This is a genomic window from Candidatus Bathyarchaeota archaeon (assembly GCA_026014745.1).
GTDB lineage: Archaea > Thermoproteota > Bathyarchaeia > Bathyarchaeales > Bathycorpusculaceae > Bathycorpusculum.
Genome location: JAOZHS010000002.1, coordinates 64,720 through 89,736, shown reverse-complemented (window position 1 = coordinate 89,736; position 25,017 = coordinate 64,720). Strand labels below are relative to the sequence as shown.

20 protein-coding genes, 1 tRNA gene and 1 other RNA gene are annotated in these 25,017 nt (G+C 47.4%); 7 read left to right on the top strand and 15 right to left on the bottom strand.

Annotation, left to right across the window (positions count from 1 at the left end):
- Positions 1–81: 81 nt before the first annotated feature.
- Positions 82–480 (bottom strand): hypothetical protein, encoded by a 399-nt coding sequence (locus NWE92_07180; protein ID MCW4029412.1) that lies wholly within the window; start codon positions 478–480, stop codon positions 82–84.
- Positions 481–690: 210 nt separating this feature from the next.
- Between NWE92_07180 and ftsZ the strand changes: the two genes are divergently transcribed.
- Together ftsZ and NWE92_07170 are read left to right on the top strand one after the other, a co-directional pair.
- Positions 691–1,722 (top strand): cell division protein FtsZ, encoded by a 1,032-nt coding sequence (ftsZ, locus tag NWE92_07175; GenBank protein ID MCW4029411.1) that lies wholly within the window; start codon positions 691–693, stop codon positions 1,720–1,722.
- Between the two features lie 133 nt (positions 1,723–1,855).
- Positions 1,856–4,192, top strand: a complete 2,337-nt coding sequence (locus tag NWE92_07170) for a right-handed parallel beta-helix repeat-containing protein (GenBank protein ID MCW4029410.1) — start codon at positions 1,856–1,858, stop codon at positions 4,190–4,192.
- A 280-nt stretch (positions 4,193–4,472) separates the two neighbouring features.
- Here the strand turns inward: NWE92_07170 and ffs are convergent.
- From ffs to NWE92_07145, 5 genes are all read right to left on the bottom strand, one after another.
- An RNA gene (gene ffs, locus NWE92_07165) (signal recognition particle sRNA) lies at positions 4,473–4,788 on the bottom strand.
- Positions 4,789–5,231: 443 nt separating this feature from the next.
- On the bottom strand, positions 5,232–6,482 hold the full coding sequence (locus NWE92_07160; GenBank protein ID MCW4029409.1) for a B12-binding domain-containing radical SAM protein: 1,251 nt from the start codon (positions 6,480–6,482) through the stop codon (positions 5,232–5,234).
- Between the two features lie 3 nt (positions 6,483–6,485).
- The gene (locus tag NWE92_07155; GenBank protein MCW4029408.1) at positions 6,486–7,682 is read right to left on the bottom strand and encodes an SPASM domain-containing protein; all 1,197 of its coding nucleotides are present in this window, start codon (positions 7,680–7,682) and stop codon (positions 6,486–6,488) included.
- On the bottom strand, positions 7,672–8,754 hold the full coding sequence (locus NWE92_07150) for a radical SAM protein (GenBank protein ID MCW4029407.1): 1,083 nt from the start codon (positions 8,752–8,754) through the stop codon (positions 7,672–7,674). The genes NWE92_07155 and NWE92_07150 overlap by 11 nt, the downstream gene beginning before the upstream one ends.
- Positions 8,755–8,933: 179 nt before the next feature.
- Complete coding sequence (locus NWE92_07145) at positions 8,934–9,194, bottom strand: hypothetical protein (GenBank protein ID MCW4029406.1); 261 nt, start codon at positions 9,192–9,194, stop codon at positions 8,934–8,936.
- A 312-nt stretch (positions 9,195–9,506) separates the two neighbouring features.
- On the opposite strand from NWE92_07145, the gene NWE92_07140 reads away from it, so the two are divergent.
- On the top strand, positions 9,507–13,412 hold the full coding sequence (locus NWE92_07140) for a hypothetical protein (protein ID MCW4029405.1): 3,906 nt from the start codon (positions 9,507–9,509) through the stop codon (positions 13,410–13,412).
- 76 nt (positions 13,413–13,488) lie between these two features.
- Here the strand turns inward: NWE92_07140 and trpA are convergent, their stop codons facing one another.
- From trpA to NWE92_07105, 7 genes are all read right to left on the bottom strand, one after another.
- The gene (gene trpA, locus NWE92_07135; protein MCW4029404.1) at positions 13,489–14,295 is read right to left on the bottom strand and encodes a tryptophan synthase subunit alpha; all 807 of its coding nucleotides are present in this window, start codon (positions 14,293–14,295) and stop codon (positions 13,489–13,491) included.
- Positions 14,292–15,488, bottom strand: a complete 1,197-nt coding sequence (gene trpB, locus NWE92_07130) for a tryptophan synthase subunit beta (protein ID MCW4029403.1) — start codon at positions 15,486–15,488, stop codon at positions 14,292–14,294. Before trpB ends, trpA begins: the two co-directional genes overlap by 4 nt.
- Positions 15,485–16,261, bottom strand: a complete 777-nt coding sequence (locus NWE92_07125; GenBank protein MCW4029402.1) for an indole-3-glycerol-phosphate synthase — start codon at positions 16,259–16,261, stop codon at positions 15,485–15,487. The genes trpB and NWE92_07125 overlap by 4 nt, the downstream gene beginning before the upstream one ends.
- The gene (trpD, locus tag NWE92_07120) at positions 16,254–17,309 is read right to left on the bottom strand and encodes an anthranilate phosphoribosyltransferase (GenBank protein MCW4029401.1); all 1,056 of its coding nucleotides are present in this window, start codon (positions 17,307–17,309) and stop codon (positions 16,254–16,256) included. Before trpD ends, NWE92_07125 begins: the two co-directional genes overlap by 8 nt.
- On the bottom strand, positions 17,306–19,234 hold the full coding sequence (gene trpE, locus NWE92_07115; protein MCW4029400.1) for an anthranilate synthase component I: 1,929 nt from the start codon (positions 19,232–19,234) through the stop codon (positions 17,306–17,308). Before trpE ends, trpD begins: the two co-directional genes overlap by 4 nt.
- A 142-nt stretch (positions 19,235–19,376) precedes the next feature.
- Positions 19,377–19,694 (bottom strand): divalent-cation tolerance protein CutA, encoded by a 318-nt coding sequence (locus NWE92_07110; protein MCW4029399.1) that lies wholly within the window; start codon positions 19,692–19,694, stop codon positions 19,377–19,379.
- A 99-nt stretch (positions 19,695–19,793) separates the two neighbouring features.
- The gene (locus NWE92_07105; protein MCW4029398.1) at positions 19,794–21,038 is read right to left on the bottom strand and encodes a hypothetical protein; all 1,245 of its coding nucleotides are present in this window, start codon (positions 21,036–21,038) and stop codon (positions 19,794–19,796) included.
- Positions 21,039–21,229: 191 nt separating this feature from the next.
- Between NWE92_07105 and NWE92_07100 the strand changes: the two genes are divergently transcribed.
- A complete protein-coding gene (locus NWE92_07100) occupies positions 21,230–21,730 on the top strand; it encodes a DUF5752 family protein (GenBank protein ID MCW4029397.1) in 501 nt (166 codons plus the stop codon).
- Here the strand turns inward: NWE92_07100 and tsaA are convergent.
- Both tsaA and NWE92_07090 read right to left on the bottom strand, forming a co-directional pair.
- Positions 21,722–22,186, bottom strand: coding sequence for a tRNA (N6-threonylcarbamoyladenosine(37)-N6)-methyltransferase TrmO (gene tsaA / locus NWE92_07095; GenBank protein MCW4029396.1), 465 nt, complete (start codon positions 22,184–22,186; stop codon positions 21,722–21,724). The genes NWE92_07100 and tsaA overlap by 9 nt on opposite strands.
- Positions 22,187–22,238: 52 nt before the next feature.
- Positions 22,239–23,165, bottom strand: coding sequence for a DUF362 domain-containing protein (locus NWE92_07090; protein ID MCW4029395.1), 927 nt, complete (start codon positions 23,163–23,165; stop codon positions 22,239–22,241).
- Positions 23,166–23,283: 118 nt separating this feature from the next.
- Between NWE92_07090 and NWE92_07085 the strand changes: the two genes are divergently transcribed.
- The 3 genes from NWE92_07085 to NWE92_07075 all read left to right on the top strand — a co-directional run bounded on the left by NWE92_07085 (position 23,284) and on the right by NWE92_07075 (position 24,820).
- Positions 23,284–23,361: transfer RNA gene (locus NWE92_07085), tRNA-Lys, on the top strand.
- A gap of 37 nt (positions 23,362–23,398) precedes the next feature.
- Positions 23,399–23,668 (top strand): hypothetical protein, encoded by a 270-nt coding sequence (locus NWE92_07080; protein MCW4029394.1) that lies wholly within the window; start codon positions 23,399–23,401, stop codon positions 23,666–23,668.
- 864 nt (positions 23,669–24,532) lie between these two features.
- Positions 24,533–24,820, top strand: coding sequence for a hypothetical protein (locus NWE92_07075; protein ID MCW4029393.1), 288 nt, complete (start codon positions 24,533–24,535; stop codon positions 24,818–24,820).
- The last annotated feature ends 197 nt before the right edge of the window (positions 24,821–25,017 follow it).

Below are 25,017 nucleotides of genomic sequence, written 5' to 3'. Positions count from 1 at the left end.
AATTCTTCCCCAACGTGCCTGACAAAAGAAACAACAAAAACAAAAATTAAAAGCCCAAAAAATGGGTGGGCAGGGGCGAGATTAGCTGATGTAGGGTATAGGGTCAGGTTTTGGCTCTAATAGTTCGTTTCCCCAGGTTAGCATCCACTTGTTTGGGTCATCTGAGAGGGGGTCATGAAACATAGTTACCTGCGAATATTGAGCGTCTTTTGCTTCCTTATAATTCGCCATGAGGCTTTTTAGCAAATCATCATTCCAATTGCAAACAATTGACGCTTCACTACCCTTAGGGTCTATAGCGACAAGATGCAAAAAGTACTCGCCGATTTTGAGGCCCTTTACAGGGCAAGTTTCATCAACCTTCTGCATAATCTCGATAGTGTGGACCTGAAATTTGGCTTCCTCCTCTTGAATAAAGAGCCGGATGCCTTTGCCGACGTAGTTCTGCATGAATTTTTTCATTAGAGTGAGCTTTTTCACACGTTTCGCCTCGCTTGAGAGTTGCGATGATTCTATTTAAGGTATATTACGAAACTAGCAACGTGTTTTTGTGTTTTTGTAGTCAAGTTCAACAGGAATGCGTATTGAATATTAATACAGAATACTTAATAAAGCGAACTTGCAACGATAAATGACGGGGGATTAAATATCCAAAACGAAGAACAATATCCATATCAAGAAGCTCCATTCGTGGAGACACAAGAAGAAAAAATAGAAAAATTTGCCAGAATGGCAGTACCAACCGTAGTCGCCGTTGGACTCGGCGGCGCAGGTTGCAACGTGATTACCTGGGTTAAAGAAAAAGGAATCACCGGCGGCAAACTCGTCGCCGTAAACACCGACGCAACTCACCTAAAAATATCCAAAGCCGACAAACGCATCTTAATCGGTGAAAAACTCACCCGCGGCCTCGGCAGTGGCGGATATCCTGACGTCGGCGAAAAAGCCCTATACGAAAGCGCCAACGAAGTCATCTACGAACTCAGCAAATCCAACATTATCTTTCTAGTTGCTGGATTAGGCGGAGGCACTGGCACCGGCTCCATAATCGGCTTAGCTGACCACCTACGAAGAAAATTCGCAGGCAGCCCACTCTCGCCTTTACTTGTCGGTGTGGTTACCTTGCCTTTCGAAGTTGAAACCGCCCGTATGGCTGCAGCCAAAAAAGGCTTAAACCGCCTCAAGGCTGTGTGTGACACCGTAGTCGTTATCGACAACAACCGACTCGTCAAAGTCGCAGGCAACCTGCCCTTCCGGGAAGCACTCGGCGTTGCAAACACCACTGTCGGCAAATTTGTCAAAGGCGTAACTGAAACAATAACCACCGCCAGCCTCATCAACATGGATTATGCAGACCTCAAAGCAATCATGAGCGGCGCAGGCTTAGCATCCATCGGCATCGGCGAAGGTACCGGCGAAGGACGCGTTGAAGCAGCCGTAGAAAAAGCACTCAACGGACGCCTACTAGACATCGAAGACGTCACCAAAGCCCAAGGCTTACTCATTCATGTCTCTGGCGGCGAAGATTTAACACTTAGTGAAGTTAACCGCGCAGCCGAAATCATGAAACGCAGCCTTCCACCCAAAGTAAAAATCATTTGGGGCGCAAGAGTCGACAACGACTTGAAGGGTGCCGTTTCCGTCATGGCGGTTGTCACTGGTGTTGAGAGCGCGTTCTTGAAAAAGAACGAAAAGCACCTCGGAATCTTGAAGTTCCGCTAAATCTTTCTTCTTTTTCTATTTTTTTGTAAAATCTTTTGGCAATAGTAATCTGTATTATTAATACTCTGGATTTAAATAGTTTAGACACTAAACAAGGGGTCAGTTATAGCGTTAATCTTGGATGGTGTCTTTCATGAATAATAAAAAACCCCTAGTTTGCACCCTTGTTATGCTCTTAACTTTAGCATCGATGTTGGGTTTGTTTGTGACTGTGAAGGCTGATGTGTGGACAGACATAACCCTTCCCTATGTGATTTCGGAGGCTGGTAGTTATCGTATCATGGGTGCTTGGAGTGGCTCAGGCATTGCTTTGACTATTAACGCTAGCGATGTAGTTGTTGATGGGCAAAACTTCCTCATAGAATTAACTCAAGCAGATGAGGATTGTGCGGTTTTTATCGTTTCTGGAAGTCGTAACGTCCTTTTAGATAACATTAACGAGACCTCTTCGTTCTATGGGGTTTTTGCTGAGGAGGTAACCTTTACTGCGCAGAACTGTATGTTTACTAATAACACTGGGGCTGGCATTTTTGCTTTTAGTGCCAGTGATTTTGCATTGCAGGATTCACGATTAAGTAACAATAGCTATGGTTTAGTAGCATTGTACGCAGGGAACTTTTCGGTTTTAGGTTGTCATGTCAAGAATAACACTGTAGGCATTGAAACTATTGATAGCGCCAATTTTACCCTAAGCCACCTTTACCTAAACAACAACTCACAAAGTTTCATGGCGCAAGACTGCCGCAACTTCAATGTCACCGACTGCACCATACATGATAGTCAATATGGTCTGGGGGTAATATCTTCTGGGCAAATTAACGTCCAAAACTGCGAATTCAACAATACCGCGATGGGTTTCTTTATTGGCCTGAGCAACTGTACCTTCACTGATAGCTCCATCACTAATGGAAATGCAGGGGTTGAAGCACTGTTCTGTGACGATTTCTCAGCCTCTAATGTTAGCATCACTAGATGCCAGCAAGGTTTCGTGTCATTTGGCAACAATTTTACGCTTCAAGATTTTAGTTTCAACCAAAATTACGCTTACAACGCGTTAGTTCTGTCATGTAACGCCACCATGAAACAAGGACTCTTAGCTAACGGTTTGGTCGGTTTACTTGCTGAAGGTGACAACCAACTTACCTTAGAAGACTGCATTATAAGCAACAACACTTGGTTTGGCACGTTTTTAGAATATGAAACCAACACCACAATTAACAGCAACCTTTTCAGTAATAACGGCTTTGACGAAGAAAATACTGCCCCATTGTACGCTTCAGCGTTAGCTATTTTAGATTCTAACTGTACGGTATCGGACAACCTCTTTGAAAACAATAATGAAACATTGTTTTGGTCAACCAGTACTGACGATGTTAGCACTACTAATGTGTTTAACAATAATCTTCAAAACAATTCCTATACGTTCTGCATGGGTGATGAATTATCAGAACATTCCACTCAGCAATTCAACTTCTACAACAACCTAGTCAATGATACCGCGTACGTTAATCCCCAAAGCATCAACTTAACTGGACCTTCTGCGGTTTCAGAAGTTTTCCACCTAAACACCACGCTGCAAGTTGGTCACAGAATTATTAATGATGGGGGACGCATGATTGGAGGCAACTATTGGGCGCATCCGAACGGTACTGGACCAAGCCAAATAGGCGTCGATGCAAACACAGATGGTTTTCTTGATGAACCCTTTGACTTCTTAGGTAACCAAACAATCTACGATTATCTGCCCTACAGCAGCAGCTTCATAGAATTCATAGACCATCTAGTGATTAGTCCTCAAGCGGCAACCATGACAGTTGGCAGTTCCATAACCTACACGACAACTGCTTATGACCAGTATGGCAACTCATGGGAAGTTGACGCCCAACACAGTCTCAATGACATACTCGTTAGCGGAAACGCCATCTTTGGTTTCCTTCCTGTCGGAGTATATGTTGTTGGGGCCTCCTATCAGGATGTAACAACTGCAACCTTCTTAACGGTCATGCCGGGGTCAACTGTTCGCTTCATGGTTTACGTACCCCCCTCAGCAGCTCCCGGTGAACCCTTTAACATTCGAATCACCGCCCTCGACGTAGCAGGAAACATCGCAGCCTTTTCAGGAAAAGTCACTATCAGCGTAAACAGTAGCTCAATTACACCCGCCACTTCAGGAACCTTCTCATGGGGCACCTGGCTCGGAACAGTCTCCATACCCGAGGAGGGCACATTCACAATAACAGTCGACGACGGCAACGGGCACAAAGGAACCAGCAACTCTATCACCATCGCTGAAATAATCCAGCCCACACCTACCCCAACTCCCACACCTAAAACAACTCCAACTGCAACCCCTGACATTTCTGAGGGACCATCGCAATTGCCCGAAATACTATGGTATGTACTCATCATAATTGTAATTGCTATGGTGTTCGCAGCAATTTTCTGGCTGACAAAATATCGCCGCAAATAGCCCTTTCTTTGGTTTTTTCTTGTGTAGGGTCAGGTTGAAGATCTACCCCATCTCTGTTTAAAGCGGGGATATTTACTGGTCTCCAACATGCTAATGAGATTGTTTTCAGCCAATAGTGACCTACCCCCTTAGGGATAGCCCCCTCCTCTATCGTTTCTGCATACCTTGAATATTAGCAACCAAATAGACTACAAATAGCTTGGTGAACCGCATACCCAGCATCAGCACAACAAGTCGTTACTCGCCCTTAGGCTTCTTTTTGACATAAAAGTTGAAGTAGCGATGGACCGCTGCGGTTTGACGCCTAGACTCCGCATGGGAACCTCAAACCCTACACTCATACCCGCACCCCCTTGAGCGCATAACGTCCAAACTTAGGTTGCTCTCTCCCGAGCCTAGCCGGGTTCGCCTGCTAAACGATGAAATAGCTCCCCTACGGAAGCCACCCATCGACCGCCAGCCCCAAAGGACGGATAGTCACTGGTTCGGAAATGAAACCCCAAGCGGCCTTTGACGCCTCATCCGCAGATGTCAGCCCGTCATAGAGGGGATTTACGGTGATAATGGACCCCTAACCCACCGCCTAAGATCCATCGCCGCAGATAAAGAGAGGTATCAGACTTTAAAACTTTCGCACGCCGCTGACTTAAGATTCGTGAAGTATTCTTCTTGGGTTTTGGATGATAAGTTCTATTAAGTGGAAACTGCAAGCAGATTAATATGAGCGCAAACAAGAAACCCCGCTGCAAAGCGTGCGGTCGAGAAATAACAAAACAGGACTACGAAAACTGCGATGGCATGTGCCTCGAATGCTGGGACGACGACAGCTAAGGTACCCAGTAAATCAATTTTTTTAATATAAGATAAAGGCAGAGGTTCACTTGCGCATCATCTTTGAGCGGTCGATGTAGCGGCTGTTTTTTGTGGCTGCGTTTAGTTGAGTGCAGGTTGGTTGTAGAATTTTCTGCAAAATAGAGGTTCATGATATCTGAGGGCTAGATTTTTGTTGTTGCTTCACGGCTTTCGTCAAATCTCAACTTCAGGCGCCGCCTGACGCCCAATTTTTCAAAGTAACCCTAGCAAGCATTCCTCGCACCGTACTTTCTTGTGCCGCCAAACCCAGCCGCTCCAACGCCACGGGATGCCTCCTAAACGCTAACGTTAACTCCTCCGCGCATCTAACACACCAATCTTCAGGTTCACTTACCTTAGCCTCCATGGGAGTTCCAGGAAATGGCTGAAAGGGCAAAAACACCGCAGAATCCGCAAGCTCAACCGCCCACTCAACATACTGCGCCCTCATTGCTTCAGTCTCAGCGGGCAACCCGACAATAAATGATGCAACCGAAAAGATGCCTGCTTTCCGTAGTTTGTTAAAAGCCTGTTTATGCTGACTAAAATCGATTGGTTTCCCAATTGACTTGGCGATTTGTGGCACAAGCGTCTCCACGCCTATGGTGGCGCGCAGAAAATTTCCTTCTGCAAGAGCTCCAATTAACGCAGGTTCCTTTAGCAGGTCGTCAGTACGTGCAGAAAACATAAAAAACAGCGGCAAAGGCTGGTCTTTTAGTAGGCGGCATATTTCGATTACTCGTTTGGGGTTAGCTGTGAAATTGTCATCTGCAATCTGGATAGCAACCGCGCCGTCGTTAACTATTCCTTTGATTTCTTCAACAACTTTGTGGGGCGATTTTCCCCGCCAAGTGCAAAAGAAGAAACGGCTTGTTTCACAAAAGGAACATGAATGCGGGCAGCCTCGGCTTGTCTCCAAAAGAAAAATGTCATCGTCAACTTTAGGACAGAGATTTCTCGCGGGTGCCTTTAGCTTCTCAATATCGACGAGGTTTCTGGGCGGGGTCTTCTGTAAGGTTCCGTCTTTTAAGAAATAGATTCCCTGAATCTGCTCTGAAAACCCATTCTGTAACAGTTCTCTAAACGTCTCCTCGCCTTCTCCATAAACCACAACGTCGGCTCCGCTTTGCAGAACTGGAAGCGGCAGCATTGAGGCTCCGTGTCCACCCGCCACTATTTTGCCCATGAACCCTTTCTGTCGAATGCTTTGTACGAGAAGGGCGACTTTATCGACAGATTGTAGGCTCATCGTTGTGATGCCCACGACATCGGGTTTTTGATTCAAAATTGCAGCTACCGAGTCCTGCATTGAGAGGTATGTGGCGTCCAATATGTTGACGTCGGCGATGTCTGTTACGGCTGAGGCGAGAACTGCTAGACTGAATGTTCCAAAATTGAGCCTTGCCTGTTCGGGTGGCTTAACAAGGGTTACCCGCAAACGTTACTCCTCATCAACTTGGTAATCCATTAATTCGACTAGTCTTTCAATGTTGTTCGCCCGAAGGTAGTCGGCAAGCCATAGCGCAGCTTCTGCCTCCATTTTTACTATTTCACAGTAGGATGGCAAGGCTTCGCCGTTTCCGAAAAGTTCTGCAACTGCATAACATGGTCCACCACAAAGTGAGGAAGCCCAGCAGCTTTGGCATTGGCTTCTCTGCTCGTAGGGTCGTCCCGCCCAAGCCGTGAACTCTTTGGCTTTCTCTATGCTTAAGCCCGATAGGTCTCCTAATGCATATTTTGGTAATCCGACAAACCTAAAACAGGGGTAAATGTGTCCGTCTGGTCCAACGGCGAAAAAGTTTCTTCCAGCCCCGCATGGAACTCGAGTGTTGCCGTATCCTAACACTTTGAGTAGCCTTTTGTGGAAGCGTATGTTCACTGGGACTTTCTCGCCTTTAGCAAGCCGTTGAACGTAGTCAAAAATGTAGTCGCGGTATGCCTCTAAATCCTCTTGACGCAAAGCATACTTCGATGACTGCGTTGTCGCTATGGGTACCATCTCTATGTTTCTAACACCCATTGTGGCAATAGCGTAGAAAACATCTTTGGGATCTGTACCGTGACAGAGCACGGATGTAGTGCTAAACTGTTGGGGTATCTTTTTTGCTAATCGGCAAACGGAGGGGTTAACCCTGTTAAAGGTGCCTGTGCCGACGTTGTCTACGCGGAAGCGATCATGGATAGCTTGGTCTCCGTCTAAGCTTATTTTGACGCTCCAGCCTCTTTTGACTAGCCACCGCTCAATCTCTTCATTTAGCAAAGTCCCGTTGGTGGTGAGGTGCAGAGATAATTCCCTGTTGCTTTGTTTTGCTCGCAGGTGGGCTTTTTTATCGATTTCTTTGACTAACGGGGGATTAAGGAGGGGTTCACCGCTGCCTAAATGAATTGATACGCCGCCTTTGCCTGACCACTTAAAGAGGCAATCAATGCTTTGGTTAAGTGTTTTAGCCTGCATTGGTTCTCGGTGGGGCATTGTGGCATTCTCGGCGCAGTAAACACATCTCAAATTGCATGAACCCGAGATATCTAACGCCAAACTACACGGTTTAGGAAACAGCCCCTCATTAATTGTCGGAGGCGTAACAACGTTTGGGTCAAAAGCCAGTTTACGTCCGAGAGCAGTTAATTCAACTGTCATTGTTTTCCAAAACCTCCGAAAGAACAAGCAAATCCTGAGGATGATCCAAGAAAGCAGCGTATATCTGAAGGGCAACTTCGCAGTTCATCCTGACAAGTTCACACTCGTCATCTCCACACACCGAAAGCATAGCAGGGCAACCTCCGCCACATAGGGGCAAAGCCCAGCATTCAAAACATTCACGCCTTGGCTTATGCTTTTTAGCCCAAGTCACCCCATTTTTTGCCCATTCTCCGCCGTCACCTATGTTGCCCAGCGCGGTCTCTTGTTTGCCGGCCAGCAAGACGCAGGGCAGCATTGTGCCGTCTGAAGACATCCCAAATGTTCGGGTGCCCGCCCCACAAAACGAATCACGGCTCATTTTGCAGAGGAGTTGCAGAACTCTGTGGTTGAATCGGTCGTCTCTTGGAACCTTGCCATTTTTTATGCTGTCAATTGCTTCTTGACCTATCTGCTGTAAATGGCTAAAATAGTCAGACCTTTCGGATTCGCCTAAACTCAGAGGGTTTTCGGGTGGCAATCGAACAGCTTGAGCTTTCACCGCATCCACTGGGAGTGTGTCAAGGTAGGCACAGGCTTCTTTAAGTGACCAGCCTCTTCGGACCACACTTGAACCCCTCACGTGGAGACCCTCTGACTTTGCTTTCTGGAGAAACTCCAGAACCTTTGCATGGGTGGGTTCACCATGTTTTGTTTTTCTGCACTCGTTATGAATGTGGCTTGGACCATCGATGCTTAAAACCACATTGAAGTTTCCCCGTTTTAGCGTAGTCATCGCTTTTTTGGTTGCTACGGTGCCATTTGTCGTTACCGCAAAAGAGAACTCAACCCCACTTTGCGACGCAGCGTCTATGGCTTGGTCTATTGCTTTGAGGTTAAGCATTGGTTCCCCGCCATAGAAGTGGATGCAAAAATGCTTAGCCCACGGAAGCTTTCTCGGCAACTCCTCAACCAGGTGCTTTGCCGTCTGCGGAGATAGCGCTTCGCATCTTTGGTCGTTATAACTGAATCTTCCTTTGTCAACAAAGCAGTAACTGCAGTTTAGGTTGCATTTTTGAGTTGCATTAACCAAGACTTCGACATGATCACTATTTCTTGTGGTCTTTCTCTTCGAGGGCTTCGGTTTAGATAACTTATCTTTGCCTGTCTCATTTTGAGTATTTTCTTCAACTTGAATCACTTCAAGTGAGTCGGAGTCAAACCTGTACTGTTTGCTGTTTAAATAAAAAAAGTGGAAAATAGCGTTTAGCCTCATCGGCGTTTTGCTACGTCCAATTTGGCTATTCCACATGGTCCGCCGTTTGCACATAGAAGCTCGTCAGCGATTGAGCCAATCTTGCTCTCTAGTTCGTTGATCGCAGACAATGCTTTTTTAATCATAACTTCTTTTTCGGGGGACAATGTTGATACGCCTAATGCTTTTGCTGGTTGAGTAGAAAGTTGCTTGCGGAAAGCGGGGTCGGTAAGAGCCTTGTAGACAAGTGCACGGTTTTTTTCTTTTGTTGTAGACACAATGATTCTCCGATTCCAATTTGGGTTGAATATCTATTTAAAACTACCCACTCAGCGCTTTCTCCGGCGTTTCTTACCAATCTGCGGGGTCAAAAAAAGACATACCACCTTAAGCTTTGCCAGTAAACGGGGTAGCCCCTTGTTGCAGAATAAACTTGGCTCTTTTATCAGCTGACTCCACCTTTTGACTTGAAAACTTGCGGTTAGGGCGCTTGTATCTGCCACAGTGTTACCACAAATATTTTTATCACATACCAAAGTTCTGGTTCTTTGGCTTTTAAGGAGTTAATTGCTTTGAGACTTTGCCCTTTAATGCCCAAAGTCACTCGTCAATTGACTGTTCTGCTTTTAGTTGCTACCCTTGCTTCCTCAATGATACTCCTCCAACCTGCTGCCGCTGCAAATCCACCCCAACCCACCTATGCTCCAGCCCAAATGAACGGCGACCCAACACAATGGAACCTAAACGTCGGCGGCGACTTCTTTTCCTACATGTACCGTGCAGGCAACCCTTCTTTTCCCGTACTATCAAATGCATCTTTGCGTTATGATTGCAGCACAAACACAATGTATGTTCTAGTAATGACTGCACCAGGAATCCCTGCAATAGTTAGCCCAAATGATGCTTGGGGCGCCATCGGTTCAGTCTCCAACAAAGTATACACCGGCAATGCAGGCAACGGAACTTCCCTTCCTGCCTTTGTTTGGGTAGGTCAAGGCTACGATGGCAACAGCACTCACGCACAAGGATACGAAGCGGCTTTCAGTATAACACCCGGCACCTATACCATAATAATTCACATAAGAGTCCTCGAAGGCAGCACATTAGCGACTTCTGCGACTCCAGGATTTCCACTAAATGGCATTTCCTTAGTCATCGTGTGCACAGCTAATCCCTCGATTGCAGTAACCAAAATGATCTCAACCGACAACGCCACATGGATTGACGCCAATACGCCGCCTGGAATAACCGTTAACGCGGGCTCAAACGTCTACTACCGATTTAACGTCACCAACACCGGCAACGCAACCCTCTCAAACGTAACCTTAACCGACAGCCTCTATCCCATCAGCCCAACTCTACCATCAACCCTTGCTCCTAACGCTTCATACCTATACTACTATGGTCCAGTAACCGCTCAAATAGGCGTTCACACGAACACGGCAAATGCTACGGGCACGTTCAACAACACCAAATATAGCGACACCGACGACGCAAACTACAACGGAACGGTGCTGCCAAATCCTGTGATAGACTTGATAAAGTTCATTTCTTCTGATAATGCCACTTGGATTGACGCCAACACTCCACCGGGGCTAACTTTGCCAGCCGGGGACAACGTTTACTACAAATTTGAGGTAACCAACATTGGTAACGTTGAACTCTCCAATATAACCCTCACAGACAACACCTACAGCTTACCTGCTCCGATTCCAACTACGCTTGCGCCCAATGCTTCTTTCACCGTTTATCTGGGACCCATAACCGCTTTAGCTGGTCAACACACCAACACAGCCACCATAAATAGCCAATACAACAATGTCAACTACACTGAAAGTGACGACGCCAACTACTACGGCTGCGAACCCTCCTTATCCTTAGTCAAACTAGTCTCTGCAGATAATGCTACGTGGGTGGAAGCTAATTCGCCGCCTGGTCTTTTGGTACTTGCAGGTTCCAACGTCTACTTCCAATATGTCATCAATAACACTGGAAACGTAGAATTAACCCATCTCTCCCTAGTCGATAATGTCTACACCCTAAGCGCAGTACTCCCCTCCTCCCTTGCAGTGGGTGAATCATTTAGTTACTATTATGGCCCAGTTACTGCCTTAATTGGGCAACAAACCAACACCGCAACAGCGTCTGGTCGATGCCCAAGTGGCATCTACTACAACGCTACAGACACCGCCAACTACTTCGGCGCAACACCCGCCATTCAAGTCATCAAAGAAATCTCAACAGACAACTCTACTTGGCTTAACACAAACACGCCACCCGGCATCAACGTCCCAACGGGCTCCAACGTCTACTTTAGATTCACAATAACAAACACAGGCAACGTTGAACTCACAAACATAACCTTAACCGATAACCTCTATCCTCTAACGAATCTATCTTTGCCCGCCTCTTTGGCGCCAAATGAAGTGTTCATTTACTATTTAGGACCCGTTACCACACAGGACAACCAACACACCAACACAGTTACCGCTACAGGCACATTCGACAACACCACATACAGCGATTATCACAACGCCAACTATTTCGGTTCAAACCCCCAAATCAAAGTTATAAAACAGATATCATCAGACAACAGCACATGGATAGACGCTGACACTCCGCCAGGGCTTGAGGTCTATGTCGGCTCAAATGTTTACTACAGATATGTGGTAAACAACACAGGGAACGTTGAATTATTCAACATCACCCTAACCGATAATGTATACAGCCTTGGTGCTTCTCCCCCGATGTTCTTAGCGGCTAATGAGATATACACCTATTATTATGGTCCAACCTCCGCTTTGCTGGGTCAACACAAAAACACCGCCACCGCTACAGGTCAATATTACAATACTACCTACATCGACTCAAATGACGCGAACTATAATGCTACTGTTGTGCCAAAGCCAGCAATCGATGTAATTAAACAGGTCTCATCTGATAACAGCACTTGGTCCGATACAACCATTGACGTTCTAGCTGGCTCAAACGTTTACTTCCGCTACATAGTAAATAACACGGGTAACGTTGATTTGTCTAGTTTAACCTTAACTGACGACACATACAGCATATCTCCATCTCTGCCCTCAACGTTGTCGCCTAGCCAAACTTACACTTATTACTTTGGACCAGTTACGGCCCAACTGGGTACACATACAAACGTCGCAACAGCAACAGGCACATACAACCAGACCATATACAACGCTACTGAGAGCGCTGCATACAATGGACTCCAACCCCCTAACCCAGCAATCAAAGTGATAAAACAGATTTCAACCGATAACAGCACCTGGGTAGACGCTGACTCGCCACCCGGCATCTCCGTTTTACCCGGTTCAAATCTGTACTACCGTTTCAACGTAACAAACATCGGCAATGTAGAGTTAACCAACATAACCTTGACCGATAACGTCTACGATTTAAGCGGCGTAAGCGTGCCCTCAAGTCTGGCGCCTAATGCATCTTTTGTTTGCTACTATGGACCCGTTCAAGCACAACAAGGACAGCACACAAACACAGCCACAGCCACAGGAAAATACAACAACACAACCTACAGCGACACTAACAATGCAAACTACAACGCCATCGTCAAACCCTGTCCCTCAATCCGTTTAATCAAGTGGGTTTCGTGTGATAATGTCACGTGGGTTGACGCTAACACACCGCCTGGACTTATAGTGGCTGCAGGTTCAAATATCTACTTTAAATTTGAAATAACCAACACAGGCAACGTAGCCCTATCAAGCATTACACTAAAAGACAACACCTACAGCCTATCCCCTATCAGCTTGCCATCCACTTTAGCGCCCAATGAAACCTTCACCTACTATCTGGGTCCAGTAACAGCGCAATTATGCCAACACACCAACACCGCCACCGCCACAGGAAAATACAACAACAAAATATACACGGCTACAGACAAAGCCAACTACTACGGAACTCCCCCGCCTAAACCATGCATAGACGTAACCAAATACGTGTCCACCAATGGCTTCAAATGGGTTGACGCTAACTCTGCGCCCGGTCTAGTGGTTCCCGCCTACAGCAATGTTTACTTCAAAATAGTCATCAAAAACACAGGAAACGTTCCACTCAGTGACATAACGCTGCAAGATTCCCAATACGCAAACCTGCTAAAAGGCTCATCCATCCCAAGCACGCTTGAACCTGGCAAAAGCTGCACAATAATAATTGGGCCCGTTCAAGTAACTTCGGGACAGAACTTCAACAACGTTACAGCCTCAGGAACCTATAACACATTAACCTATTCCGACAGCGACGTTGCCTACTATTACGGAGCACCCCCCTCCAGGACCACGAATTATGGTAGCCGAACCATGAGTAACCTACTGTTTTCCTTCTTCAACAACTTTTTTGGCAATCCATTCACACGCTACACAAGCGGCGCAGTATACAGCTATCTATGGACAAACGTGGCCAACACCCGACCCTTCCCCTTCAACCTCAACAGTGGACTAACGGCTTTAATCACTTAGTAAGGAAAACTATTTGCAAACAGAACGAGAAACAACTTTCTCTTTTCTTTTTTTTTAAAAAAAATCCCAAACAAAATTAGATTTTTTTGGCGGTTGCAGTTTTTAGGTTTTGAGCTGCCGCTTCAAGGTCTTTTAGCATCGATTTTTCTTGTTTGGCTATGATGTTGATGAATGCGCTGCCGACGATGGCTGCGTCTGCGCCTGCCTCTATGACGCGTTTGACGTGTTCGGGTTTCGAGATGCCAAAGCCCACTGCCAAAGCCACTTTGCCTTCCGTATAGGGCTGGACTTTTTGGATAAGTTCCACTGTTGTGTCTGCAACGGCTGTTTGGGCGCCTGTGACTCCGAAGCGTGAGACGAGATAGAGAAAACCTGAGGATGCATCGACGATTTTAGCAAGACGTTCCTTCGACGTGGCGGGGGACGCAAGGAAAATCGTGTTTACCTTTGCGGTTTGGGCTGCCTCTCTAAACTCATCTGCTTCTTCAACTGGCAAATCTGGCACAATGAAGCCATCAACGCCTGCTGCTTTAGCTTCTGCGAGAAATTTGTTTACGCCGAATTTGAAGACGGGATTGTAATAGGTCATGATTACCAGTGGAATGTCGTGTTGGCTCTTGATTTCGCGGGCAATTTCTATTACCCGTTTTGGTGTGGTTCCCGCTTTGATTGCCCGGAGGCTTGCGTTTTGGATTGTGGGGCCATCCGCGATGGGATCCGAAAAGGGCAATCCCAATTCAAGGATGTCTACGCCGCCTCGGATGAGCGCATCAGCGATTTCGGGAGTGCGCTGTGGGGTTGGGTCGCCGGCGGTTATGTAGCCGATTAGGCAGCCGTTTCCCTGCTGCTTCTGCTTTTGGAAGACTGATTGGATGGTGTTCATATTTTTGCACCTGTGTATTTGGCTATGGTTTCTACGTCTTTGTCGCCGCGTCCGCTAAGGGTGACGACTATTGACTGGGACTTCTTGAGGGTGGGTGCGAGTTTGATGGCGTGCGCAACTGCATGTGAGGATTCCAAGGCTGGGAGGATGCCTTCTTCTTTACAGAGCAAGAGAAACGCGTCGACTGCTTCTTTATCGTTGGCGTAAACGTACTGTGCCCGTTTTATGGTTTTAAGGAAGCTGTGTTCAGGTCCGACACCGGGGTAGTCTAAGCCTGCCGATACGCTGTGAGTCTCCGCTATTTGCCCATTCTCATCTTGGAGCACGTAGGTGTACATGCCGTGGAATATGCCTTCGGAGCCTGCCGCGAGGGTGGCTGAGTGTTTGCCGGTTTGGATGCCTTCGCCTGCCGCTTCTACTCCGTAGAGAGCCACGCTTGTATCGTCTTCAAAGGGGTAGAAGGTGCCCATGGCGTTGCTTCCGCCGCCCACGCAAGCTACTAAGGCGTCAGGTAAGCCGCCTGTTTTGGCTTTGAATTGTTGCTTGATTTCTTTGCCGATCACGCTTTGGAAGTCCCGAACAATCATCGGGTACGGGTGAGGTCCCATTGTGGAGCCGATGAGGTAGTAGGTGGATTCGAGGTTGGTTACCCAGTCACGAAACGCCTCATTAATCGAATCCTTAAGGGTCTTTGAGCCTGAATCAACGGGGTAAACTTCGGTGTTGAGCAGTCTCATGCGAAACACGTTAAGACGTTGACGTTCGCAATCCTCGGTACCCATATAGACGACGCCTTTAAGACCCAAAGCGGCGCATGCGATGGCAGTTGCAACTCCATGCTGTCCTGCGCCTGTTTCGGCGATAACGCGGGTTTTACCCATTCGTTTGGCAAGTAATGCTTGACCGAGGGTGTTGTTGATTTTGTGGGCGCCGCCATGGGCGAGGTCTTCGCGTTTTAGGTAAATCTTTGCGCCGCCTATCTTTTCAGAGAGGTTTTTGGCGTAGTATAACGGCGTTGGGCGTCCGACGAATTCGGCGAGATAGTAGTCTAATTCTTTTTGGAAGTTGGGGTCTGCTTTAGCTGCTGCGTATGCCTCGTCAAGTTCGTTGATGGCTTCCATAAGGATTTCTGGGACGAAGCGTCCGCCATATTTGCCGTATTTTCCGTTTACAGGGTAGTTGCTTAGATTCATGCTTGAGTGAACTCCTTGACTTTTAATTCGATATCCTGTGTTAACATGATGCTGGAGCCAATGAGGAACCCATCTGCGCCGCAGCCCCGAAGAAACGCCACATCCTGAGGCGTCTTGATGCCGCTTTCGCTGATGACAATTTTGCCCCGCCTGTCCTGTTTTTGGAGGATGGTTTTGGTGGTTTCTAAATCGATTTTTAAGGTGTCAAGGTTGCGGTTGTTGACGCCCACGAGGTCCGCATCGGTTTTTATTGCAGCTGCAAATTCTTGTTCTGTGTGTGTTTCAAGCAGGACTTCTATCCCGCGGGCATGCGCGAAGGTTATGAGTCCGTTTAGTCCCATTTCGCCGTAGCCTCGCTCGAAGAGGCCTTGGATTAGGAGGATGGCGTTGGCGCCGATTTCTGCGGCTTTCTCTATTTGGCGGGGGCTTAGGATTATGTCTTTCATGAGGATGGGCAGTTTGGTGGCTTCTCGGGCTTGAATCAACGTGTCCAGTGAGCCGTTGAAGTGTTTGGGTTCGGTTAATACGGAGAGTCCGGTTGCGCCGCCGCGTTCCATGGCTTTTGCTACTTCTTTGGGGTCTATTTGTTCTCTGATTGTTCCCAGCGAGGGCGAAGCAGTTTTTATCTCCGTAATCACGGCGCGACCTCTGCTTTTGATGATAGTTTGTTTTAGGCTAACCTGCACCTGTTTAGCAGATTGGGGTGTTTGGTAGTATCCTGATGCGATGGTTCCTTTGGCGTTCAAGGCGAGGGTATCAAGAAAATTAAGCAATTTTAGACTCTAACTCCACAAGTTTTTCCAAACTGCCATTAGAAGCCCCAATCAAGGCTTTAAGCTTCCTACGAGCACAACCCGACATAACCGATTTTCGGGCTAACTCAAGCCCCTCAGCAAAGGAACCCGCTTTTCCACCCACCATAATCCCTGCAGCTGCATTCAGCAGGACGATGTCAGCTTTTGCGTCGTCTAAGTTGCCGCAGAGGATTCGAACAATGGTTTTCGCGCTCTCCTCAGGGGTCGATGTCAGCAACTCCGAAGGTTGAGCGGTTTTTAACCCGAGACTATCAGGTGTTAGCTCTTTGATGGTTACTTTGGCGTGTTTTAGATGAGCAATCAGGGTTCTGCCAACGGTTGAGATTTCGTCTAAGCCGTCGAGTCCATGCACCACCATCGCCTCCTGGCAGCCCAATTCGCCTAATGCCAGAGCCAACGGCGCCGCGAGCTTTGCATCATAGACACCTAACAGTTGGGCGGACGCGTTTGCGGGATTGGTGAGTGGACCTAAGATGTTGAAGACGGTGCGGATGCCGATTTCGCGGCGAGGTTCAGCTGCGTATTTCATGGCGGGGTGGAAGGCTGGGGCAAACATGAAGCCGATGCCCACTCGCTCGATGATGGTTTCTACGGTGTCGGGATCCAAATTAAGGTTCAATCCCAACTGTTCAAGCACGTCCGCGCTTCCGCTCTTGCTGGTTACGCTGCGGTTTCCGTGCTTTGCTACTGGTACGCCTGCGCCTGCTATTACAAAGGCAGCGGCAGTGCTGACGTTGAAGGTTTTAATTTTGTCTCCGCCTGTCCCGCATGTGTCGACGAGGCGACCTTTTACGTGGGGGTGGATTTGGCGGCAGTTGCTGCGCATAACCGACGCAAATGAAATCAGCTCCTCAACTGCTTCGCCTTTCAATCTAAGCGCGGTTAAAAACGCGGCGGTTTGCGCGTTGGTGGCTTTACCCGACATGACTTCGCCCATGATTTGTGCGGCTTCGTCATGGGTTAAATCGGTGGATTCGATGAGTTTTTGGATACCTTCACGTATCATGGCGTTTTGACCTCGAGGAAGTTTTTGATGATGATTTTGCCGTCTTCGCAAAGTATGGATTCAGGATGGAATTGTACGCCATAGATTGGGTATTTGAGGTGTTTGATGCCCATGATTTCGCCGTCGTCTATGGCTTCGGCTGTGATTTCAAGGCAAGCTGGGATGGAGACGCGTTCGCCAGCCAGTGAATGGTAACGGGTAGCGTTGAATGGGTTGCGGACGCCGCTGAAGAGGTCTTTTTGGCTGTGTTTGATGGTGCAGGTTTTGCCATGCATCAGCTTCTTGGCATGGATGATTTTGCCGCCGTAAGCGTTGATGATGCCCTGATGCCCCAAGCAGACGCCCAAGGTAGGTATGTTGGGGCTGAGTTGCTGCAGGATTTGGGTGCAGACGCCAAAGTATTTTTCGTCATCAGGGCTTCCGGGACCGGGTGAGATGACTATGCGGTCAGGTTTGAGTTTGGCGACTTCTTCAAGCGTGATTTGGTCGTTGCGATAAACTACGGTTTGTGCGCCTAACTCGCCGATGTATTGAACGAGGTTGTAGACAAACGAGTCATAGTTGTCGATGACTAAGACTCTGAGGGGTTTTTTGCCCGCAGCCAATTCTAATGCGCGTATCAACGCCTTAGCTTTATGGTCAGTTTCAAACCATTCCCTCTCAGGCACAGAGTCGGCAACGATGCCTGCCCCCGCCTGAAGATAGGCTTGGTTCTTGTCTGCGAATAGGGTGCGTATTGCGATGGCGAAGTCTGCGTTGCCGTTATAGGAGAAGTAACCCACAGCTCCCGCGTAGGGTCCTCGTCTGCAGCCTTCAAGTTCGTCGATGATTTCCATAGCCCGCACTTTAGGTGCCCCCGACACGGTGCCTGCGGGGAAGACCGCGCGGACTGCATCGTAGCTTTGCAGTTCATCTTTTAGTTCACCCACAACCTGCGAGACAATATGCTGCACATGGCTGTACTGGTGGACCTGCATGAACTCGGGCACGGACACTGAGCCATATTTTGAGATGCGCCCTAGGTCGTTTCGGGCTAAATCCACCAGCATCACATGTTCGGCGCGTTCTTTGGGGTCGGCGAGGAGTTCGGTGGCGAGGCGCTTGTTTTCCGCGCGGTTCGGCGCGATGGGTTTGGTGCCTGCTATGGGGAAGGTTTCGACCATGCGGTTGTCGATGCGGACCAGCATTTCGGGGCTGGAGCCGACGATTTGGTGGTCGCCGAATTTGAGATAATACATGTACGGTGAGGGATTGATGCTTCGGAGCGCCTCGTAGAAGGGGATGAGGCTGCCTTTGAAGTGGAATTGGTAACGTTTAGAGAGCACGACTTGGAAGATGTCGCCTGCCGTGACGTATTCTTTGGCTTTCTCCACTGCGGCTTCATACTGCTGCTTGTCCGTTTCCACTTTGGGCTGCGAATAACTCAACATCGGGGTTTCTGTGGATTGTTTGAGTAGTTCCTCAAGTTCTTCGATGCGGTTTTCGCCGCGGTAATAATAGAACACTTGTCCCTCGATGTGATTAAAAATCAAGCCGTCGTCGAAGACGCCCATTTCTACGTCTGGGAAACGGTCATCGTTGCATTTTTGGGGTAGTTTTTCGCAGTAGCGCACGGTGTCGTAGGAGAGGTAGCCGACTGCGCCTCCGATGAAGCGGTATTCGTTGCTTTGGGGCGTGTCGGTTTGGATGAGTTTTTGGATTAGGCTGAAGGGGTCATGGGTGGGTTGGGTGGTGGTTTGTCCTGTTTGGTTGTTGGTGGTTTTTGCGGTTCCGTTGGTGATTTGTAGGGTGGTTTTGGGGCAGAATCCGATGAAGCTGTATTGGGCTAGTTTTTGGGGGCCTTCGATGGATTCTAGGAGGTAGGCTGTTTGGTAGTGGTTTTGTAGTTTGGTGAAAACTTCGAGTGGAGTTTGGGTTAGGGTTATTTTTTTGATGTTTAGGGTGTTAGTTGGTTTGTTTTGGTTGGTTGGGTTGCCAAAGACGATTCCCCATTTGTGTCATACTCCATTAGTTCACAACCATACAACAGTGCGCTATTTAAGGCTTGTCTGTACATAAATGTACCTGTTACTTTAGGGTTTCCTCCAACCACGTCAAATAAGTAGCCGAAACCCCCACAACCGGCAACGCCAAAACCTCAGGAACCTCATAACTATGCAACGCTCCCACACGCTCCGACACCCTATCAAACAAATCTCGCCGCGTCTTCAAAATCAAAAGACACTCCTCAGCATAGTCAACGTTGCCCTTCCAATGAAACCAAGAAGACACCGACCCAACAATATTCACACAGGCAACCAACTTCTCCAAAAGCAGCGCCATCCCAATCTTCTCCGCCTCCACCTTATCCTTGGCTGTAACTAAAACAACAATAAAATCAGTCATCAAGCATCCCACTATGTTTTAGGTTTAGCAGGGTAAAATACTTGCCGACGAAAACAGTGTTTCGAGAGGAGCGCAGCGCCAACTCTATTTTAAATCCATTTACCGATATGCATGCATTCGAATGTTTCCTCTTTTGATAATCAAAACGGTAACTATAACGATAATTAGGGCGACAACGGCACCTATGGCGATTATTGAAATTGTACTCAAAGTGTTAGGGGTGGGCGTAGGCGTAACAGTCGGAGGAACGGGCGTTAGGGTAGGGATTGGATTAAAGTTACCAAACCCAAAAGGAACATACTCATAATTAACCGCTAGGAAGGGAGGCGGCGGATTATCCATCGGATCAGCAAGAGGGTTTGTCACATATAATTCTTTGTAAATTCCTCCAATAACATACAGCCTATCGTTAAACACAACAACGACAGCCGTTAAAGGGCTTGTGGGCATGGACGTGCCATTGGTCCAACTCTGGCTTTTAAAATCCAAAACTTGGATAAAATAAGGACCATTCGTATCCAAAACATAGATCCCTTTAGGCGCCATCTGCCCAGTTGTTGCACCAGCAACAGCGGTAAAAACAGGTCGAGGCAGAGGAGGCCCAAGCGTCCAGTTACCCGTTGTTGGATCATAAATCTGAGTAGCATTAACCGCTCGATCATATACCCGACGTCCACCATGCCCGCTTGGTTCAGAATATTGCTCTGTCCCACCAATAACATACAATTTGCCATCTAATGCTACCGAAGCAAATTTACTAACCGTAACTGGACTGCTGGCACCTATAGACCAAGAATCTAATTGCGGATCATAAATCTGCAAACTCGCGCTAGTCCCACCCAGAAGAAAGATTTTATCGTCAACAACAAAGGCTTGCACATTTGTGAGAGGTGAGTTTAGAGGCGCCGCTTCAGACCACTTATCCGTGGCAGGATCATAAATTTCAACAGTGTCTAAAGCGGTCGATAATCCGAATGTTTGACCGCCTATAATGTAAACTCTATTCTGATATGCAACTGCTGCAAAGTTGATACGTTTTGTAGGCATAGCAGATTTAACGGTCCACTTATCTGTTGTTGGGTCATATTCCCCACAAGTACTAAAAGCTGGGTCAGCAGTTGAATTAGGGTCACCAAAATATTTGTAGTCTCGATAGAAATAACCGCCAAATGCATAAATTTTCTCTTTAATAACTACAGCTCCATAAACGGCTCCGCCCTGAGGCATAGATGTTTTTTGAGTCCAACTATCCTCTGATGGCACAATGGTTGAGCTAGCATCAGCGAAAAAAAGCATAAGGATACAAAATCCACAAAACAAAGCAGAGCTAACTTTCTGACGCATATACATTCGTTTAATTAATTAAATATAAAATTTTAACGGATAATAGCGGAAAAGTGTGTCGCATTTTTTTACAAACGCTATCTTAGGTTTTAAGCATCCATTAAAAGATGACCTATTATTTTTGCCGCGTTGGTTTCTTAACACATTTAAATTTCGCTGCACTATTCAATTACCTGATTGAGGCGTTTTTCTTGAACGACGAACAAATCCGAATTCTAAAAACCATGAATGAAGCCACCAACCGTATGGACATAAACATGTTCGCACAAGCCGTAAACCTAGAACCCAACCAAGCCATCAGCGAAGTGCAGGAACTTGCCCACAAAGGCTTCCTACGAAAAGTCGGCGCAGGATACGGCTTAACAGAAAAAGGCAAAAACGCCCTCAAACTCGCCATCAACATCCCCCCTGAGAAAGCTTTTCAATTCTACGTTGACATTGACAAACCCCTCGGTTTTAGCGCGCAATCGCTCGAGGAGTTCTACAGGTTACTGCGACAGGTCACCTCAGACTCATTAGAATTCCACCTCTACCGCGGCGATTTCGAGAACTGGTTGGCTCAGGTTCTTGATGACTCTGAGTTGGCGGCTGAAGTCGGCGGATTTAAAGCCTCCGAGTTGCATGGCGAAGACCTAAGAAGAGCCCTCCTTAAAGCACTCGACGACCGTTACGGCGTGGCAGAGTTACTTTAGGTTTTCTTCTGCGAGTTTTTTCCACCACCCCGCAACACGGACATTTTGCAGATCGTCCCAAGTGTCATAGGGCTTAATGTCTAGAACAGGCGTGCCATCATAAGCGTCTAAGCCCTTAACCGTCAAAGTTGTGCCTTCCACTTTTTGGAGTTCGACAACAGTTATGCCGATGGGGTTGGGGCGCATCATGGTGCGGGTTGCAAAGATGCCCGTCAGGGGCATGTCACGTCGGCCGCGTGGATAGACCTTTTGGGTTTTGCGCTGTTGGGGTGTGACTTGGTTTAGAAAGAAGAGGACGTAAATGTGCGAGAACTCAGTTATGCCTGATAGAGCCTCGACATATTCGGATTTGAGGATGATTTGGGCACGGTTTGTTCGGTCTTTGACTTCGTCGCCGACTGCCGCGGTTTTCACGTAGCCGATGGGTTCAAAAACAATTTTTTCAGCTGGATTCATAGGCTTCCACCTTCGAGTAAAATTCTACGCTAATAAGCCTTCGCTGAGCTGTTCAATGCATGGCAACTTGACCCTTCAAAACGGCTTCGATGCGCTCAACATCGGGTTTTGCCTCAGCGTTTAGCGCTGTTAGATGGATTTGCTGGGCTGATTGCACGCCAAACCCCAACTGTGCGGCTCGCTTTAGCTGGTCCTGCTCAAACACACCTTCGTCGCCTATTTTGCCTTTGGCACCATAGAGTTTGAGCAACGCAACCCCCACAGCATCCAGCGCTACCCTGTCGCGACTCGCCAACATGACGCCAGGCTCCACAAGACCGCCGCTTTCGGGTCCGCCTGATATGAAGGCTTTAATGCCGTCCATGATTGCGAAGTCGAGGGTGTAGTAGTTGTTGATTTCAGTAATCATTTGCCGCTGAAACGGCGACCCATGTAGCTCCCACATGTAATCAAACAAGCCGCCCGGCACCCTCTTAGCCACCATCCCCACCGAATTCTTCAAGGAGAGCGTGAAGTTGCCGCCGAAACGGTGAGTTTTAAGGCAACAGGTTTGCACGATTTTGTCGGCATCATGAAAGACTCGGGCAAGGTAGAAGCCTCGAAGCCAATGGGTGTCGTCTCGTTCATATTTTATCCAGCCGTCACGTTCCAACTCATCTAAAACAACCACTTCAAAGCCCAACTCAGAGGCTAACGCCAAGATGCCCATGTGTTCGAGTACGTTTCGGGTGTTGCCCATGCCGCTGCGTTCTGCCAGCGTGATTGATTCTGCGCCAGCGGCTTTGAGGATGTTGATGAGGGTGCGGAGGGTGTCAAGGTGGGTTGAGGCGGGAAAGGGGTCGGCGCTGTTGAAGTTGGCTTTTAGGGCGACTTTTTTGCCTCGATAATCCGCTAAATCAAACTTGCCTGTGAGGGCTGCTACGCCTTTGGCGCGGTTGGTGGTTTTTGTGATGTAGACTTCGCCTAACAAATTAGCCATAAAAACGCCAAAACACCTTAGGCGGGGGCGGTTATATGGTTTGGCTGCATCAGGCTGCAACAACACTACCGTAAGCTCTATATTTCTCAATGGAACCCTTTTTAAAAGCACACTATGTGGGCCCGTGGCTCAGTCAGGCTAGAGCGGAGGACTCTTAATCCTTAGGTCGCGGGTTCAATTCCCGTCGGGCCCGCCAACCTTTACGCTGCTTATAGAAAACCAAACCCGCAACTATGGTTACAGCTAGTATTGCGGAGAAAATCATCAAGCCAGTTGTCATTAACGTGCGGTTCCCTACGTCTCTACCTGCAATGGGTGTGGCTGCGTCGGCTGTGGGTGTCTGCTGCGGTGACGCAGAAGGAACAGTGCCATCGTCAGTTTCGCCAAAAAAGCCCATAGGCGAGAAAAACATTATCTCGCCAGTGTCCGCCCACATTAAAACATGGAAAAAAGTTACTCCGCCCGGATACATTCTATCTAGGGGCAGCATGATATTCCAGTAGGGGTAGAGTGTGTTGTTTTCTCTGGCTGATAAGTATGCAGTTGCCTTGGCATATTGTAATAGCACAGTAAAGTTAGACGCGGTCACTCCCTTGTCAGTATAGGAATAGTTACGTGTACGTTCAAAGGCTATTTGAATTGCCTGTGCCTCTGAGACTTTAAGCTCCAAGTTACCGAATTTATAAACTCCCAAGAAATCGCCATAATGCGTAAGTTGCCCCTCCGTAAATTCAAGATAGAGTTGATTTTGGGGGTAGCTGAGCCCATTTGCATAAGGTTCCCACGCTATTGTAGTAATATTACCCATCGAATCGTGTTCCATCGCTATTTTTTGAGTCCAATTAGCGTTCGATACCTCTGAAGGTTCTATTGTTGCTGTTTGGCTAAGCATGCTTTGAAAAGTTGACAGATAATCCTTGTCTGAAAACTCCTGTAATCGTGTTAAGGTTTTTTTAACAATCGCTGAGCTGTCTTGAGGTGTCGGTTCATATTGGATTATGGACCCTTTTACAGGATAGATTGCGCTCAAAAAAAGTGTGCCCCCTCTAAAAAATACCCTTGCATCCACTTGACTGCCGCGTGTTGTTAGGTTAAAGTGAAACATTTTTCCCGTCATCGGTAGAGGTACGGGTGCCTCATTGCTTACTCGCACAAATTTATGGTAGCTTGAGACGTTAATGTTTGCAACGTCCTTGAGAAATTGGAGTGCTTTAGCCTCTAATGCCTTGTTTTCTTTAGACCACGATGGCGACGATGCTGTGACGGCGATTTGGGCTGAAGACGCAGCTATTGTTAGTAAAAGTAACAAAGCAATAAGCTGAACAACAAGTACCCGCTTCATGCTTATCAAAGTGCTATAGCCTGTGATGTGTTTATGTGCTTTTTCGTCAAGGATTCTTGACTATCTTCGCAACAACTTTTGGCTGCAAAAAGAAGCACATAACGATTTATTTTATGCTCTACGTAGTCCTATTCGGCGGTCTTCTCCTTCGTACCAGAAGTTTAACGCTAAGATGACTGCTATGGCTATGGCGGTTGGAACGAAGAATAAGCTGATTGTGGCTATGGTTGATCCGGCAAAGGCGGTTGTGGCGATGATTGCCCAGATGATTGGGGCTAAGGCGATGACTGAGCAGATTATGGCTAGGCGGTAGTATTTGTTGTATTTTATGAATCTGTTCGTTGTTTACCCTCCTGCCTCTTGTTTGGTTGAGGATATGTAATGTATTGTTTTCCGTTGTATTAACTGTTATGTTAAGTCTCAATATATCAGTAACTGTTGCTTGCTGCGGTGACTCCGAAAGCTTTAAAGCGAAATCTTTACTATATTTTGGTAAATAATTGAAGTGTG

Excerpts from the sequence above, each read along its gene's own strand:
- NWE92_07170 (MCW4029410.1), top strand. The coding sequence starts at position 1,856 with ATGAATAATAAAAAACCCCTAGTTTGCACCCTTGTTATGCTCTTAACT.
- NWE92_07155 (MCW4029408.1), bottom strand. The coding sequence starts at position 7,682 with ATGACAGTTGAATTAACTGCTCTCGGACGTAAACTGGCTTTTGACCCA.
- NWE92_07140 (MCW4029405.1), top strand. The coding sequence starts at position 9,507 with ATGCCCAAAGTCACTCGTCAATTGACTGTTCTGCTTTTAGTTGCTACC.
- trpA (MCW4029404.1), bottom strand. The coding sequence starts at position 14,295 with ATGAACACCATCCAATCAGTCTTCCAAAAGCAGAAGCAGCAGGGAAAC.
- trpB (MCW4029403.1), bottom strand. The coding sequence starts at position 15,488 with ATGAATCTAAGCAACTACCCTGTAAACGGAAAATACGGCAAATATGGC.
- trpD (MCW4029401.1), bottom strand. The coding sequence starts at position 17,309 with ATGATACGTGAAGGTATCCAAAAACTCATCGAATCCACCGATTTAACC.
- NWE92_07110 (MCW4029399.1), bottom strand. The coding sequence starts at position 19,694 with ATGACTGATTTTATTGTTGTTTTAGTTACAGCCAAGGATAAGGTGGAG.
- NWE92_07105 (MCW4029398.1), bottom strand. The coding sequence starts at position 21,038 with ATGCGTCAGAAAGTTAGCTCTGCTTTGTTTTGTGGATTTTGTATCCTT.
- tsaA (MCW4029396.1), bottom strand. The coding sequence starts at position 22,186 with ATGAATCCAGCTGAAAAAATTGTTTTTGAACCCATCGGCTACGTGAAA.
- NWE92_07090 (MCW4029395.1), bottom strand. The coding sequence starts at position 23,165 with ATGGCTAATTTGTTAGGCGAAGTCTACATCACAAAAACCACCAACCGC.
- NWE92_07080 (MCW4029394.1), top strand. The coding sequence starts at position 23,399 with ATGGTTACAGCTAGTATTGCGGAGAAAATCATCAAGCCAGTTGTCATT.
- NWE92_07075 (MCW4029393.1), top strand. The coding sequence starts at position 24,533 with ATGTGTTTATGTGCTTTTTCGTCAAGGATTCTTGACTATCTTCGCAAC.